At 63.2% G+C, this 15,131-nt stretch carries 11 protein-coding genes and 2 rRNA genes; 9 read left to right on the top strand and 4 right to left on the bottom strand.

Translation table 11 applies throughout. The annotated features are described in order from the left end of the window. Positions 1-111: 111 nt before the first annotated feature. The 4 genes from ACIGJB_RS25140 (at position 112) to ACIGJB_RS25125 (ending at position 5,554) form a co-directional block, all read left to right on the top strand. Positions 112-2,992: ribosomal RNA gene (locus ACIGJB_RS25140) — 23S ribosomal RNA — on the top strand. Positions 2,993-3,121: 129 nt separating this feature from the next. Next, positions 3,122-3,235 (top strand): 5S ribosomal RNA (gene rrf / locus ACIGJB_RS25135). A gap of 196 nt (positions 3,236-3,431) precedes the next feature. Then, positions 3,432-5,030 carry an MFS transporter gene (locus tag ACIGJB_RS25130; protein ID WP_483732695.1) on the top strand — a complete coding sequence of 533 codons (1,599 nt, stop codon included), beginning with the start codon at positions 3,432-3,434 and terminating at the stop codon, positions 5,028-5,030. A 62-nt stretch (positions 5,031-5,092) separates the two neighbouring features. After that, positions 5,093-5,554: a MarR family winged helix-turn-helix transcriptional regulator gene (locus tag ACIGJB_RS25125; protein WP_483732694.1), complete on the top strand. Its 462-nt coding sequence runs from the start codon at positions 5,093-5,095 to the stop codon at positions 5,552-5,554. A 23-nt stretch (positions 5,555-5,577) separates the two neighbouring features. Here ACIGJB_RS25125 and ACIGJB_RS25120 read toward each other — a convergent pair whose 3' ends face one another. After that, positions 5,578-6,237, bottom strand: coding sequence for a response regulator (locus tag ACIGJB_RS25120; RefSeq protein ID WP_483732693.1), 660 nt, complete (start codon positions 6,235-6,237; stop codon positions 5,578-5,580). Positions 6,238-6,611: 374 nt separating this feature from the next. Continuing rightward, positions 6,612-7,568, bottom strand: a complete 957-nt coding sequence (locus tag ACIGJB_RS25115; protein ID WP_483732692.1) for a LysR substrate-binding domain-containing protein — start codon at positions 7,566-7,568, stop codon at positions 6,612-6,614. An 893-nt stretch (positions 7,569-8,461) separates the two neighbouring features. Here ACIGJB_RS25115 and ACIGJB_RS25110 point away from each other — a divergent pair. The 4 genes from ACIGJB_RS25110 to ACIGJB_RS25095 all read left to right on the top strand — a co-directional run bounded on the left by ACIGJB_RS25110 (position 8,462) and on the right by ACIGJB_RS25095 (position 11,546). Next, positions 8,462-8,749 (top strand): transposase, encoded by a 288-nt coding sequence (locus tag ACIGJB_RS25110; protein ID WP_483712045.1) that lies wholly within the window; start codon positions 8,462-8,464, stop codon positions 8,747-8,749. Positions 8,750-8,849: 100 nt separating this feature from the next. Continuing rightward, on the top strand, positions 8,850-9,215 hold the full coding sequence (locus ACIGJB_RS25105; protein ID WP_483732691.1) for a hypothetical protein: 366 nt from the start codon (positions 8,850-8,852) through the stop codon (positions 9,213-9,215). Positions 9,216-9,321: 106 nt separating this feature from the next. Further along, the gene (locus ACIGJB_RS25100; protein WP_483732690.1) at positions 9,322-10,701 is read left to right on the top strand and encodes a DUF3300 domain-containing protein; all 1,380 of its coding nucleotides are present in this window, start codon (positions 9,322-9,324) and stop codon (positions 10,699-10,701) included. Positions 10,702-10,703: 2 nt separating this feature from the next. Next, positions 10,704-11,546, top strand: coding sequence for a DUF2950 family protein (locus ACIGJB_RS25095; RefSeq protein ID WP_483732689.1), 843 nt, complete (start codon positions 10,704-10,706; stop codon positions 11,544-11,546). 31 nt (positions 11,547-11,577) lie between these two features. On the opposite strand, the gene ACIGJB_RS25090 is transcribed toward ACIGJB_RS25095, so the two are convergent. Then, positions 11,578-12,348: a Crp/Fnr family transcriptional regulator gene (locus tag ACIGJB_RS25090; protein WP_483732688.1), complete on the bottom strand. Its 771-nt coding sequence runs from the start codon at positions 12,346-12,348 to the stop codon at positions 11,578-11,580. Positions 12,349-12,606: 258 nt separating this feature from the next. Between ACIGJB_RS25090 and ACIGJB_RS25085 the strand changes: the two genes are divergently transcribed. Continuing rightward, positions 12,607-13,695, top strand: coding sequence for an extracellular catalytic domain type 1 short-chain-length polyhydroxyalkanoate depolymerase (locus ACIGJB_RS25085; protein ID WP_483732687.1), 1,089 nt, complete (start codon positions 12,607-12,609; stop codon positions 13,693-13,695). Positions 13,696-13,765: 70 nt separating this feature from the next. On the opposite strand, the gene ACIGJB_RS25080 is transcribed toward ACIGJB_RS25085, so the two are convergent. Continuing rightward, positions 13,766-15,076: an MFS transporter gene (locus ACIGJB_RS25080; protein ID WP_483732686.1), complete on the bottom strand. Its 1,311-nt coding sequence runs from the start codon at positions 15,074-15,076 to the stop codon at positions 13,766-13,768. Positions 15,077-15,131: the final 55 nt, after the last annotated feature.

Here is a 15,131-nt window from a genome sequence, read left to right as displayed (position 1 = left end):
GTGATTGTATCAACCAAAATGTATTTAAGTGATCGAAAGATGACTTGGAATACGGCACAAATGCGAGAACTCACCTGTAGCGATAGTGTCGCTGAGACACACTCGTTATAGGGTCAAGCGAACAAGTGCATGTGGTGGATGCCTTGGCGATCACAGGCGATGAAGGACGCGGTAGCCTGCGAAAAGCTTCGGGGAGCTGGCAAACAAGCTTTGATCCGGAGATGTCCGAATGGGGAAACCCGGCCCGCATGGGTCATCCCTTGCTGAATACATAGGCAAGGGAAGCGAACGCGGCGAACTGAAACATCTAAGTAGCTGCAGGAACAGAAATCAACCGAGATTCCCAGAGTAGTGGCGAACGAAATGGGAAGAGCCTTGTACTCTTTAGCAGTGTTGTTAGCAGAACGGGATGGAAAGCCCGGCCATAGCAGGTGATAGCCCTGTATGCGAAAACAGCGTTGTGGAACTAGGTGTACGAGAAGTAGGGCGGGACACGTGAAATCCTGTCTGAAGATGGGGGGACCATCCTCCAAGGCTAAATACTCGTGATCGACCGATAGTGAACCAGTACCGTGAGGGAAAGGCGAAAAGAACCCCGGGAGGGGAGTGAAATAGATCCTGAAACCGCATGCATACAAACAGTCGGAGCCTGGAAACGGGTGACGGCGTACCTTTTGTATAATGGGTCAGCGACTTACATTCAGTGGCAAGCTTAACCGATTAGGGCAGGCGTAGCGAAAGCGAGTCCGAACAGGGCGTTCAGTCGCTGGGTGTAGACCCGAAACCAGATGATCTATCCATGGCCAGGTTGAAGGTGCGGTAACACGTACTGGAGGACCGAACCCACTAACGTTGAAAAGTTAGGGGATGAGCTGTGGATAGGGGTGAAAGGCTAAACAAATCTGGAAATAGCTGGTTCTCTCCGAAAACTATTTAGGTAGTGCCTCGTGTCTCACCTTCGGGGGTAGAGCACTGTCATGGTTGGGGGGTCTATTGCTGATTACCCCGCCATAGCAAACTCCGAATACCGAAGAGTGCAATCACGGGAGACAGACATCGGGTGCTAACGTCCGGTGTCAAGAGGGAAACAACCCAGACCGCCAGCTAAGGTCCCCAAATATAGCTAAGTGGGAAACGAAGTGGGAAGGCTAAAACAGTCAGGAGGTTGGCTTAGAAGCAGCCACCCTTTAAAGAAAGCGTAATAGCTCACTGATCGAGTCGTCCTGCGCGGAAGATGTAACGGGGCTAAGCTATATACCGAAGCTGCGGACGCACAGCAATGTGCGTGGTAGGAGAGCGTTCCGTAAGCCTGTGAAGGTGTCTTGTAAAGGATGCTGGAGGTATCGGAAGTGCGAATGCTGACATGAGTAGCGATAAAGGGGGTGAAAGGCCCCCTCGCCGTAAGCCCAAGGTTTCCTACGCAACGTTCATCGGCGTAGGGTGAGTCGGCCCCTAAGGCGAGGCAGAGATGCGTAGCTGATGGGAAGCAGGTTAATATTCCTGCACCGTCGTATGATGCGATGGGGGGACGGATCGCGGAAGGTTGTCCGGGTGTTGGAAGTCCCGGTCCCTGCATTGGAGAAGGCGCTTAGGCAAATCCGGGCGCGGGATTCAAGGATGTGGGGCGAGCGGCCTAGTGCTGCGAAGCAATTGGAAGTGGTTCCAAGAAAAGCCTCTAAGCTTCAGTCATACGAGACCGTACCGCAAACCGACACAGGTGGGCGAGATGAGTATTCTAAGGCGCTTGAGAGAACTCGGGAGAAGGAACTCGGCAAATTGGTACCGTAACTTCGGGATAAGGTACGCCCTGGTAGCTTGACTGGCCTGCGCCAGAAGGGTGAAGGGGTTGCAATAAAATGGTGGCTGCGACTGTTTAATAAAAACACAGCACTCTGCAAACACGAAAGTGGACGTATAGGGTGTGACGCCTGCCCGGTGCCGGAAGATTAAATGATGGGGTGCAAGCTCTTGATTGAAGTCCCGGTAAACGGCGGCCGTAACTATAACGGTCCTAAGGTAGCGAAATTCCTTGTCGGGTAAGTTCCGACCTGCACGAATGGCGTAACGATGGCCACACTGTCTCCTCCCGAGACTCAGCGAAGTTGAAGTGTTTGTGATGATGCAATCTCCCCGCGGCTAGACGGAAAGACCCCATGAACCTTTACTGTAGCTTTGCATTGGACTTTGAACCGATCTGTGTAGGATAGGTGGGAGGCTTTGAAGCGTGGACGCTAGTCTACGTGGAGCCGTCCTTGAAATACCACCCTGGTTTGTTTGAGGTTCTAACCTTGGCCCGTGAATCCGGGTCGGGGACAGTGCATGGTAGGCAGTTTGACTGGGGCGGTCTCCTCCCAAAGTGTAACGGAGGAGTTCGAAGGTACGCTTGGTACGGTCGGACATCGTACCTAAAGTGCAATGGCAAAAGCGTGCTTAACTGCGAGACCGACAAGTCGAGCAGGTGCGAAAGCAGGACATAGTGATCCGGTGGTTCTGAATGGAAGGGCCATCGCTCAACGGATAAAAGGTACTCTGGGGATAACAGGCTGATACCGCCCAAGAGTTCATATCGACGGCGGTGTTTGGCACCTCGATGTCGGCTCATCTCATCCTGGGGCTGTAGCCGGTCCCAAGGGTATGGCTGTTCGCCATTTAAAGAGGTACGTGAGCTGGGTTTAAAACGTCGTGAGACAGTTTGGTCCCTATCTGCCGTGGGCGTTGGAATCTTGACGGGGGCTGCTCCTAGTACGAGAGGACCGGAGTGGACGTACCGCTGGTGTACCTGTTGTCTCGCCAGAGGCATCGCAGGGTAGCTATGTACGGAAGAGATAACCGCTGAAAGCATCTAAGCGGGAAACTCGCCTGAAGATGAGGATTCCCTGGCGGCTTGACCGCCTTGAAGGGTCGTTCGAGACCAGGACGTTGATAGGCTGGGTGTGGAAGCGCAGTAATGCGTTAAGCTAACCAGTACTAATTGCCCGTAAGGCTTGATCCTATAACCAGTGTGTTTTAGCCTGGTGAGTGAATCGCCTGTGCCGGCTGATACAGCACAACCCAAGACTACAAAGACTACATCCCGAATTGGTGGCGTTGGACGAACTGCCCAGCGCCACAACCCCTTATGCCTGGTGACCATAGCGAGTTGGAACCACCCCTTCCCATCCCGAACAGGTCCGTGAAACGACTCCGCGCCGATGATAGTGCGGATTACCCGTGTGAAAGTAGGTCATCGCCAGGCTCTTACAATGCAAAACCCCTCGACAGCGTGTGCTGCGAGGGGTTTTTGCTTTGGTGGCTGCGTTCGCGATGCCTCCGCGAAGACAGACTGCATTTTTTTGCCAGCCTGTTCCACAGGTCGGCGTAATCGAGCTTCGGAAAACTCTCCAAACCTGTCCTATAATAATTGACATTACAACGATTGATCGAGCAACAACATGACGCCAGACGCACAGCCAGGGCATGGCAGCGGCCAGGTCCTCCCGTTTCGCGAGTCGCTACTCGCCATGCTGGGCGTTGCCTTCGTGTCGATGCTGGTGGCGCTGGACCAAACCGTGGTCGGCACGGCATTGCCGACGGTCGTTGCAGAGTTGCAGGGCTTCGAGTACTACGCCTGGGTAGCCACGTCCTACCTGCTGTTATCGGTCATCACCGTGCCGATCTTCGGTCGCCTTGGTGACTACTACGGCCGCAAGCCTTTCGTGCTGGCATCCATCGTCGTGTTCTCGGTGGCCTCCGCCTTGTGCGGCATGGCGACGAGCATGCCGTTCCTGGTGGCGGCGCGCGGATTGCAGGGGATCGGTGGCGGCATGCTGGTGGGTACCGCCTTCGCATGCATTCCAGACCTTTTTCCGGATTCGCACGTCCGGCTGCGCTGGCAAGTGCTGATGAGCGCGGCGTTCGGCGTGGCCAATGCCGTCGGACCTTCGCTGGGCGGCATCCTGACCGAACTGTATGGCTGGCGCGCCGTCTTCTATGTGAATCTGCCGGTTGGTGCGCTGAGCCTGTGGTTCGTATGGCGCTACCTGCCGCATCTGCGCCAGCAATCGCACAGTGGACCGATCCGGGTCGACTGGCTCGGCGCCTTGCTGATCGGGGTGGGGCTGGGCGGCATGCAGATGAGTGTTGAACTACTGCCGCAGCGCGGCGTCGACTGGCTGACCGCCGGGCTGCTGGTCGCGGCGGTGGCGGCGCTGATCGGGCTGTGGCAATGGGAGCGCCGCTGCGCCAATCCGATCCTGCCGCTGGACATGTTCCGGCACCCGGGCGTGGCACCGCTGTTTCAACTTGCGGTGCTGGTCGGCTTCGCCATGTTTGCGCTGCTGATCTACGCGCCACTGCTGCTCCAGGGCGGATTCGGGTACTCGCCGCGCGAAGCGGGGCTGCTGGTGACGCCGCTGGTGGTCTGCATCACGGTCGGCAGCATCGTTAACGGGCGCATCATCACGCGCATCCGCCATCCGAATGCCATGCTGTTTGCCGGTTTCGGCATGCTGGCCGCCGGATGCCTGGCGCTGTCACAGGCCACGCGCAGCATGTCGCATCCGTTGCTGCTGACGATCATGTTGCTGGCTGGGTTCGGACTCGGCTTCATCATGCCGAACCTGACGGTGTTCGCCCAGCAGACGGTGGGCAGGGAACACCTGGGCATTGCCACGGCAATGCTGCAGTCGCTGCGGATGGTCGGCGGCATGGTTGGCACCGCGATGGTTGGCACGATGGTGACGCGTTCCTATACCGCTGGCGTCGAACATTCGCTGGCGACAGCCAATGCGCTGGACTGGCTCAGCCGCATGTCGGACCCGCAGGTACTGATCGACAAGGTCGCGCAGGCCGGGTTGCTGACCGAACTGCAGCAGGCGGGGCACAATGGCGCCTTGCTGCTGGAGCAGGCGCGTGTTTCGCTTGTAACGGCAATCCACCTGGGGCTTGTCATTGCCGCAGTCGCCGCACTGGTTGGCCTGTGGCGCGCACGGCGCGTGCCGCCGGTCAGGCTGGTGCGCGCCGGCCAGCAACCGGCCATGGCGGCTGACTGAAACGGCCGACGGACGGCAAGAGGCAAGATCGGCATGCCGCGGCCTTGGAAACGGGAGAATGAATGGAACTGGAGCGACAAAGCCTTGCCGTGCTACAGCAGTTCGGGCGAACCTACCGCGCCTATGCGTCGGCGTTCGAGCAGCGTATCGGGCTGCCGTTGCCGCGCTGGCGCATTCTGTTTGCGCTGCAGATGCAGGAGGATGCGATCGCGCAGAAAGCATTGGCCGAGCGCGTAGGCATGGACCCGGGGGCACTGACCCGGCAGCTCAAGGCGATGGAAGAGTTGGGCTGGGTCCTGCGCAATACTTCCGAGCGCGACAACCGCGTCACGCATGTCACGTTGTCCGCGGCGGGCAGGGCCATGGTGGAAGGCAAGCTGCCCCGGCGCTCGGCCTTTCTCCAGGACGTGCTCGAAAACGTCCCCGAGTCGACCATGCTCGAACTCTCGAGAGGCCTGGCCCAGCTGGAGGCCGGCATCGCCGGTGCAGTCGCCCGCGCGACGGAACTGGCTGACGCCGACTGAAGGCTTCGCGCGACGGCTCTTTGCTAAGTCGGCAGCAAGATGCCCTGGCGCGCCGCGCATTCGAACAGCTCGCGATCATTGCTGGCCCCGAGCTTTTGCATCGCGCAATTCTTCTGGCGGCTGATGGTCTTGACGCTGCGGCAGAGGATGATAGCGATCTCGCTGACCGAGCGCCCGCTCAGATAGAGCCGGATGACTTCGGTCTCGCGCACCGACAGGCGTTGCGCAACCTGCTGGCCGGGTTCGTGCGGACTGTCCAGGCTGGTCTGCGACAGGATATCGAGCGCGGACTTGCCAGTGTAGTGAAAGCCTCGCTGGATGCGGGCGACGACCGTGATCAGTTCGGACAGCGGTGCGTCCTTCAGCACGAGCCCCTGCACGCGTGCATTGAGAATCGAACGCAGGATCAAAGGGTTGGTGATCATGGTGAGCACAATCACGCTGACCGAGGGGTAGTGCCGCCGCAGCGTGGAGATCAGCCGGATGCCATCCGAGTCCCTGTGGCCCGGCATGTGATAGTCGGTGATCACGATGTCCGGGTGCAGGGTCTCGACGCTGCTCAGTAGTTCGGTGGCGCTGTTGACCATGCCGCAAACCACCCAGCCCGGCTGCGTCTGCAATTGGTCGCGGACGGCAGCGCAGACGACCGGGTGGTCGTCGGCCAGCAGGATTCTCAGTGTCATGGCGCGGTCCTTGTCGTGGAGATGGCAGCTGTGCTGCGCCTCAAAAAATCGCCGCACGCCATGGCGGCGCGCGGCGCGAAGGACGCATCAACATCTGCGCACGTGCCAGGGTCTCGAGCCAAACGGGAGGCGGCCGCGACACGGCTAGTGCGAGCCCAGAATACTGGCCCGGCAGCCGCGGCGGACTGAGAAAGTTCGCAAAAATTTGCAGACAAAGGTTGCGGTGCCGTCGGCGGGATGGCACCGCGATGCGCGTGTGGCGGGGTACGGGCGGATAGCAGGCGTGCGCGCGAAACGGCTCGCACGCGAACGGTGTTTGCGCTACCGCAAATGGATGAGTGCCGGACGCCGCCGGCTGTCCTGCTGGTCGCCGCTCAGGCCGCGGCGGCGTGCCGTGGCGACTCCTGCCGGCTCTTGCGCCGGCCATCGATGGCCTTGAGCGGATCGCGCAGCACGGCATTGCCCACGTCCATGATGTCGCGCAGCGCGCTCTTGTCGTGTGCGCGTTCAGGGGCCCAGAAATGCAGCGCGGCCCATTCCGGGAAGCTGCTCGGCGGGGCCAGCAGGCGCGTCTTGCGATCACGCGTGACCAGCGGCACATTGAAATCCAGCACGGGGCAGATACCGCCGGCCGAATGCAGCAGCGTGATCTGCGTATGCCAGGACGGCACGACCGTTTCACGATGTCCCGGCGTGCTGGCCTGGCGTGCGAGGAAGCTGCGCAACGGACTGCCGGCTTCGCAGTCTTCCTGCAGCAAGATCCAGTCGCTTTCCGTATCGTCCGCGCTGCCGGCGCGCATCGCACTGACCAGCCGGCGCGGCGTGGCCAGGATGTTATGCGGCAGAACCTTTTCCGGGTTATGCCCGCCATCGACCACGAAGGCGCAGTCGAGCTCGCCATTGTCCAGGCTCTCGGACAGCGTGGCGTCGGCGATCACGGGCCTGGTCACGAAGCTGTCATGCGGAAACTGCTCGCACAGCGTGGTCAGGATCTCGGTGATCACGGGGTCGCCAATGGACGAGGAAAACCCGATCGACAGGCGCCGGCCGTGGCGGCTTTTTTCCGGGGCCTGTTCGTTCGGCCGTACCAGCACACTCCATTTGGCCAGGATCTGCCTGGCGGTCTGTTCCAGGCGCAGCGCGTGCGGCGTTGGCTCCAGCGTGCCGTTGCGCTTGACGAAGAGCGGGTCGCCGGTGATTTCGCGCAACCGTGCAAGGCTGTAGGCGACCGTCGGAACCCGGCCTTGCGTGCAGGCCGCTACCGCGCTGAGGTCACGGTACTCCATCACCAGAACAAAGACGTGCAACAACTTCGTGCTGACATGACGCATTCTGACTTCTCCCGATCCATGGATTCTGTTTTCGTTTTTCTTTTATTTTCTGGCACGACGATGTGACAGCAATGCGCGGTCATTGCATGCCGCGCCGCGAACCTAGAGAAGGGGTTCGCGAGCGGAAAAAGGAATTTCCGTAGCTGTGGGAACGGGAACCGGCAAGCGTTGGTTGCGGCGGATCAGGCTACCAAGAAGCATGACACAACTCCTAAATGTGCGACTCGCGTCGACAAATGGCGCAGTGACTCCTCAATCCTTCAGGCCCTTGCTTGCCGACAGTTCTGGATGCGTCACCGGGCGTGTGAGTGCCGGTGTAGAACTGGCGCGCCGCCCGTCTGTCCGCGTTCCGTGGAGCGCTGTTTGCGGGCGTACGAAATTTAGTTGATGCCGAGGAATCTTAATACAACAACTGGAAAGTTCCTAGGAAGTAACTGACATTCCGATATGCAACGCTCACATTTTAGGAGCGCTTGTCTGGACATGAGAACATGGCGCAATGCGGCCGAAAGCCGCCACGCATAAGGGAAAAGTGTCTTGATTGGGCTCGCTCCATCGGTCGATGGTCAGGGTAGCGACGTGCCGGATTCAGGCTGAAAATTCCGGCGGTCTGGATATGCGGCCATTCTGGATTCCAAATTGGAAAAACCAAAGCAGGCGGCCAAGGCCGGCCCATTCCGCTGGCGGCGATCATCCGTGCATCCTGCGACGCGTCAGCGCAGGCGACGTTCGCAAATATTGCCTCTCGCGCGAAAACCGGCTTGCACAATTTTCTTAACTCGCCCAGCAAAGACGTTGAATTGCCTTTTGGCTCGGCGGTGGGCTAACGTACGGGGCAGGGTCGGGCTCGGTTACCGGCACGCATAAGACTGTTGCGTAGCGGGAGAGAATCGGTGAACAGACGGTATTCGGAAGAGCAGATCCGCAGCTATCTGGCCGAGGCCGCCAGCGGTGTGCCGGTGCGCGAGTTGTGCGCGCGGTACGGCTTCAGCGATGCGTCCTTTTATGGCTGGCGCGCCCGCTATGGGCAGCCCGGACAGGGCGATGCACGCGAAGGGCGTAAACTGCGCGAGTTGCAGGAGGAGAACACCCGGCTCAAGAGCATGCTGGCGGATGCGCTGCTCAAGCTCGAGCTCCTGCGCAACCGGGCGGGCCGCAGCGGCAGCGGGAAGGAACGTTGACCGCAGCCCCGCTACCCCGCCACCAGCGCTGATCCCATGCGGATCGTGCAGGCGTCTTGCCTCATCCCATTCGGGCAGGGCGCTGTCCCGGAGTCACAGATTGAAGAAGTTGATTGGTTGCAAGGTTTCACTGCTGGCCTGTGCAGGGCTGCTTGCCGTACAGGCCTGGGCCGCGCCGGATGCGTCGCTCCCGGCGCCGATGGTTGCGCCGCCTCCGCCCCGCATGCTGGATCCCGCCACGGCAACCGTGGACGCCACCGACGGCACCTTGTCGGTATCGCAGCGCCAGCGCTGCCAGTCGCTGCTGGATCAGATCAACGCGCTGCCCTCGGGGCCGCAGTGGTCAACCGGCAACTCGTCGGTCACCACGGCTGACGGGCGCACGTATCCGACGCTGGAGCGGCAGGCGGACCGCAAGCGCCTGGAAGAGGCATACCGCCAGGAATGCGCGCAGCAGCCACGATGACGACGACGCGGGCTGCACCAGCCGGTACTAAAAACAGGACCGCCAGCCCGCAATAGCGGCCATGGCGGGACACGGTCGGTCGACTGCATTCTTGTGGAGAGCGAACATGCACCGCTTACGTCATATCCTTGCCTGGTGTCTTGGGCTGATGCTGATGGGGCCGCTTGGCGCGCCGATGGCGCAGACCACGCTGAGCCATGGTCAGCTTGACCAGCTGACCGCGCCGATCGCGCTCTATCCCGACGCGCTGCTCTCGCAGGTGCTGATGGCCGCGACCTACCCGGCCGACGTGGCTGCGGCGGCGCAATGGTCCAGATCCAACCCCACGCTGTCGGGCGATGCCGCCACCAAGGCCATCAGCAACGAGCCGTGGGACCCGAGCGTGCAATCGCTGGTGGCATTCCCGTCGGTGATGGACATGATGGGCCGCGAGCCGCAGTGGGTGCAGTCTCTCGGCGACGCCTTCCTTGCACAACCCAACGACGTCATGGATTCGGTGCAGCGGCTGCGGCTGCAGGCGCAGCGGGCGGGGTCGCTCAAGACCACCGAGCAGCAGACCGTCGTCACGCAAAGCACTGGCGGGACCACCGTGGTGCAGATCGAGCCGGCCAATCCCCAGGTGGTTTACGTGCCGTCGTACAACCCGACTGTGGTCTACGGGGCGTGGCCGTATCCCGCCTATCCGCCGGCCTACTATCCGCCGCCGCCGGGCTCGGTGTTCGCGACGTCGCTGGTGGCCGGCATCGGCTTCGGCCTTGGCGTGGCGGCGGTCAATTCCCTGTGGGGCGGCTTCAACTGGGGATCGCACGACGTCAATATCAATGTGAACCGGTACAACAACATCAACGTCAATAACCGGCTCGACGTGAACCGGTCCAATGTCAACTGGCAGCACAATCCCGCCCACCGCGGCAACGTGCCCTACAACAACGCGAACGTGCGCAACCGTTTTGACCAGCAGCGCCAGGCGGGCATGGCCAACCGGCCCCAGGGCGGGCAGTTCGGCGCGCAGCGCCCGGGCGCGGCCGGCGGTGGCGTGCAGCGTCCCGGTGGCGCTGGTGCACAGGCGGGCGGGCGCGACCAGGCGCGCGAGCGCGCCGCGCAATCTTTCCAGAGCCACACGGGCCAGGCCATCCCCGGCCACGCCGGTGGCGGCATGGCGGATCGCGGACGGCAGGGCGCCGAAGGCCGCCTCGGTGCGGGCGCCGGCGGGGTCCAGCATCCGCGTCCGGCCGGTGCCGACCGCCAGCGCGCCGACCAGACTGCGGCGCGCGACCGCGCGCGCAATGCCAACCGCAACAGTGCGCTGCACGATGCGGGCAATGGCGAGCGCCTACGCCAGCAGTCGCAGCGTGTCGGCGCCCAGCCCGCCCGGGCCGCACCGCAGCGCCAGGGCTTCGGTTCGCAGGGCGGCGGCTTCCACGGCGGCGGGGGCTTCCACGGCGGTGGTGGCGGCGGCGGACATTTTGGCCACGGCCGGAGGTGATCATGATGGGTAAATCCTTATCAGCCGTACGCGTGCTGGTTGCCGTCGCGGCGTTGTCCACCGGCGTGCCTACGCTGGCACAGCAGAAGTACCAGACGCCCGATGCCGCGGCCGAAGCGCTCGGCGATGCCATTGCCCGCAGCGACGACGATGCCCTCAGGCATGTGTTGGGCAACGACTATCACAAGCTGCTGCCCCCGAGCGGGGTGGATCGCGACGACGTGTACGAATTCCTGGCCGCCTGGGCGAAGCATCATGCGATCCAGCCTGAGGGCGAGCGCCGCGCGCTGCTGACGGTTGGCGACAGCGGATGGACATTCCCGGCGCCGCTGGTCAGGCAGAACAATGGCTGGCAATTCGACCTGCGCGCGGGAGAGCGCGAAGTCCTGCGCCGGCGCCTTGGCCGCAATGAATTGGTGGCCATGGAAACGCTGCTGCAGCTCGCCGATGCGCAGGAACGTTACGCGCAGCAGTTCGGCAACGGGCGCTATGCGCCGCAGCTGGTGAGCAGCGCTGGCAAGACCAACGGCTTGTACTGGCCGTCGACCAGCCAGGAGAATGCCAGCCCGGTCGGCGCGGATGCGCTGGCGATGGTGCCGGAAACGCCGGTCGACTCCGCCTTCTACGGCTATCACTATCGCGTGATCGCGGCCCCCAAGGGTAGCGATGCCCGGTATGCGTTCGTGGCGTGGCCCGCGCAGTATGGCCAGAGCGGCATCCATACCTTCCTGCTGGGCAGTGACAAGGTGTTCTTCGAGCGCGACCTGGGTTCCGGTACGGCCGCACGCGCCAGGGCGATCCGCAGCTTCTCGCCGGACGGCTGGAAGCGCGTGGCGGACCGCTGATAGACCAGGGTGGCCCGCCCCGTGCAGTGAGTCAGAACGGGTGCGGGTCGTCGCCGGCCGCGGCATGCGCCGCCATGGCGGCCGGTGCCTGCCGGGGCATCGGCTCCAGGTCCGCATAGACTGCGGCCAAGCCGTCGCGGTCGATCAGCTTCAGGCGCCGCTGCCGGACCGAGATCAGTCCCACCGATGCAAAGCGCGACAACAGGCGCGACACCGTTTCCAGCGTCAGCCCGAGCAGGCTGGCGATGTCCGATCGCGACATGGCGAGCGTAAGCGGGCCGTCGGCGCCGCCGCGGCGGCGGTGCTCCGTGTCCAGGTCGAGCAGCAGCATGGCGAGCCGCTGGGCAGCTTTCATCGAGCCGACCGCGACCAGCAGGACGCGCTCGCGTTCGGACTGACGACGCATCACGGCCAGCACGGAATCGCGGAAGGCCGGGTCGGCCATGTGCGTGCGCAGCGCCTCGATCGACACGACACAGCACAGGGTGTCCTGCAAGGCGATGGCGCTGACGCTGTAGGCCGGCGCTTCGTTCGGCTCCAGGCCCAGCACATCGCCGGACAGCGAGAATCCCGTGACTTGCCGCCATCCCAGCGGCGATTCATAAACCTGCTTGGCACTGCCTTCCCGCAACGGAAACAATGCAGCCGCAGGGCGGCCCTGGCGATAGAAGGCATCGCCGGCGGCTACCGTGACGTGCGCGGGCTGCAAGGGCGTCTGCGCAGCCGGCGACCGATCGGCCGTCGGGGCGTCACGGCAGACATGGCGAAAGAGGCAGAGCGAGCAGGAGGGCGAGTCGGGCATGGGGCGTGGGCGCCTGAGGCGACGGCCTAGTATAAATGCACGACAACGGCTGCTAACTCCCCGCGATCTGTATTCTTTCGTGGCTCTGCTTGAAACTTTTCGATTGGCGTAAAGCCTGGGCCGTCCGTCAAGTGGGCGCCGTCTGACGATGCGAAAACGCTACGCACGAGGCAGTCGCGGGCGTCGGTGTGATATGCTGCATCGCAACAATACGCAGAACATCCGGGGGAGATGCATTGCACGCAACCAGGAGTTCTCATGGCCAAGAGCCTTGCCATGGACTGGCAGGCGCAATTCCGGCGATTCAGCCGGGCGCAGGCCCAGACCGAAGCACAAGTCAAAGCGTGGCTGGAACGCGTTGAAGCGTTGAGCCATCTGGCGCCACGGCGCCGCATCCGGACACCGCATGGCGCTCCACTATCTCCACGGCATCCCGCGCCGCATTTGCCGGGCAGCTGGGAATCCCACCGCCTGAGCCTGGAGCCACTGGCCGGCGAGCTGGTGCCGCGATTGTCCTATCACCTGTATGTGCCGGCCAGCGCCGGGCACCGCTTCCGCGGCCCCTTGCCCCTGGTGGTCATGCTGCACGGCTGCCGCCAGACTCCCGACGAACTCGCCGCCGGCACGCGCATGAACGCGCTGGCCGAGCGTGAGGGCTTCATCGTGGCGTATCCCCAGCAGCCGCTGCGGCGCCAGCTGCAGCGCTGCTGGCAATGGTTCGACCTGGCCGACGGCGAAGGTGGCCGCGAAGCGCATGCCGTCGCGGCGTTGATCGAGACCCTCTCGCGGCGCCTCGATGTGCGCGAGGACCAGGTCTTCGTCGCCGGGATGTCGGCCGGCGCCGCCATGGCCGCAGTGGTGGCCTTGCGCTACCCGCAACTTGTCGCGGCGGTAGGTTTGCATTCCGGGGTCGTGGTGGGCGAGGCGAATAACCCGCACGCCGGCCTGAGGGCCATGCGCCACGGGTCGGCCGCCGAGCCCGCATGGCTGCTCGACGCCGCCGGGGCCACGCCGGGCGGCCCCGAACTGCCGGCGATCGTGGTGCACGGGCTCGACGACGATGCGGTCCATCCGGTCAATGGCCGCCTGCTGGCGCGGCAGTTCCTGGCCTACAACGGCCTGGAAGACGGTCCGGGCGGCATTTCCGAGGCGCAGGCGCGCCTGCCGGCCGGACATTTCCATGAAGCGCGCTTCGGGCGCTGGAGCCGCGATCTGGTCACGCTGGTGGAAGTGGAGGGGCTGGGCCACGCATGGAGCGGCGGGGACGGCGACTATAGCTATCACAGTGCCGTCGGCCCCGATGCCAGCGCGATGATGTGGGAGTTCTTCCGCGGACACCGGCGCTAGCACGCGCGTACGCCCATAAAAAAGGAGGGCGACAAGGTCCTCCTTCCTCTCATTCAGGCACGGGCTCGCATCAGCTGCGCGCAGGATCCTTGACGAACAGCGCCGTCACCATGCCGATCGCGCACATCGCGACCACGTAGTGCGCGGGCGCGAGCGGATCGTTCTTGAGCATCAGCGTGACGACCATCGGCGTCAGGCCGCCAAAGATCGCATAGGACAGGTTGTAAGAGAACGACAGGCCCGAAAAGCGCACCTGCGCCGGGAAGGCATTGACCAGCACGAACGGCACCGCGCCGATGGTGCCGACCAGGAAACCCGCCAGCGCGTATAGCGGTACCAGCAGGTCGGGCCGGGTGTGGACGGTGGTGTAGAGCGCATAGGCGCTGGCGGCCAGCAGCAGGCCGCCGAAGAACAACGTGCGGCGTGCGCCGAAGCGGTCGGCGAGCGCGCCCGATACCACGCAGCCGACCGTCAGGCACAGCGTGGCCACGCTGTTGGCGACCAGCGCCGTGCGCGCGTCGAAGCCATAAAGCTTCTGCAGGAACGTGGGGGTCATCAGGATCACGACCACGATGCCCGCGGACAGCATCCACGTCAGCAGCATCGACACCGCGATGGCGCCACGGTGATCGCGCACCACCGACTTCAGCGGCATTTCCGCCGCCAGCGCCTTGCGCTTCTGCAGTTCGGCGAAGACCGGCGTTTCATGCAGCCAGCGGCGCAGGTACATCGACGCGATGCCAAATACGCCGCCGATCAGGAACGGCACGCGCCAGCCCCAGTCAGCCAGCTCGGCCGGCGTGAATACCGAATTGATGCCGGTGGCAACCAGCGAGCCGAGCAGGATCCCCGCGGTCAGCCCGCACGTCAGCGTGCCGCACGCATAGCCCACGTGGCGCGCGGGGACGTGTTCCGATACAAAGACCCAGGCGCCGGGCACTTCGCCGCCCACGGCAGCGCCCTGCAGGATGCGCAGCACCAGCAGCAGCACGGGGGCCATCAGGCCGATGGTGTGGTAGGTCGGCATCAGGCCCATCAGCAGCGTGGGCACCGACATCAGCAGGATCGACAGCGTGAACATCTTCTTGCGCCCCAGCAGGTCGCCGAAGTGCGCCATGATGATGCCGCCCAGCGGACGGGCCAGGTAGCCCGCGGCGAAGATGCCGAAGGTCTGCAACTGCCGCAGCCAGTCGGGTACCGACGGCGGGAAGAACAACTGACCGATCACCGTCGCGAAAAACACGAAGATGATGAAGTCGTAGAACTCGAGGGCGCCGCCCAGTGCGGCGAGGGAGAGGGTCTTGTAATCCTGCCCGGTCAGTCGTCGCGCGGGCCGGGCCTGCGCGCCTGCGATCGGGGCGGTACTGCTGGTGGTCGACATGAATGGACTCGCATGAATGGCATCTCATGCGAAGCGCACAACACGGGTTGCGTGG

Source organism: Cupriavidus sp. C2SS-8b (genome assembly GCF_057073745.1).
This window is presented reverse-complemented; position numbering and strand designations above follow the sequence as displayed.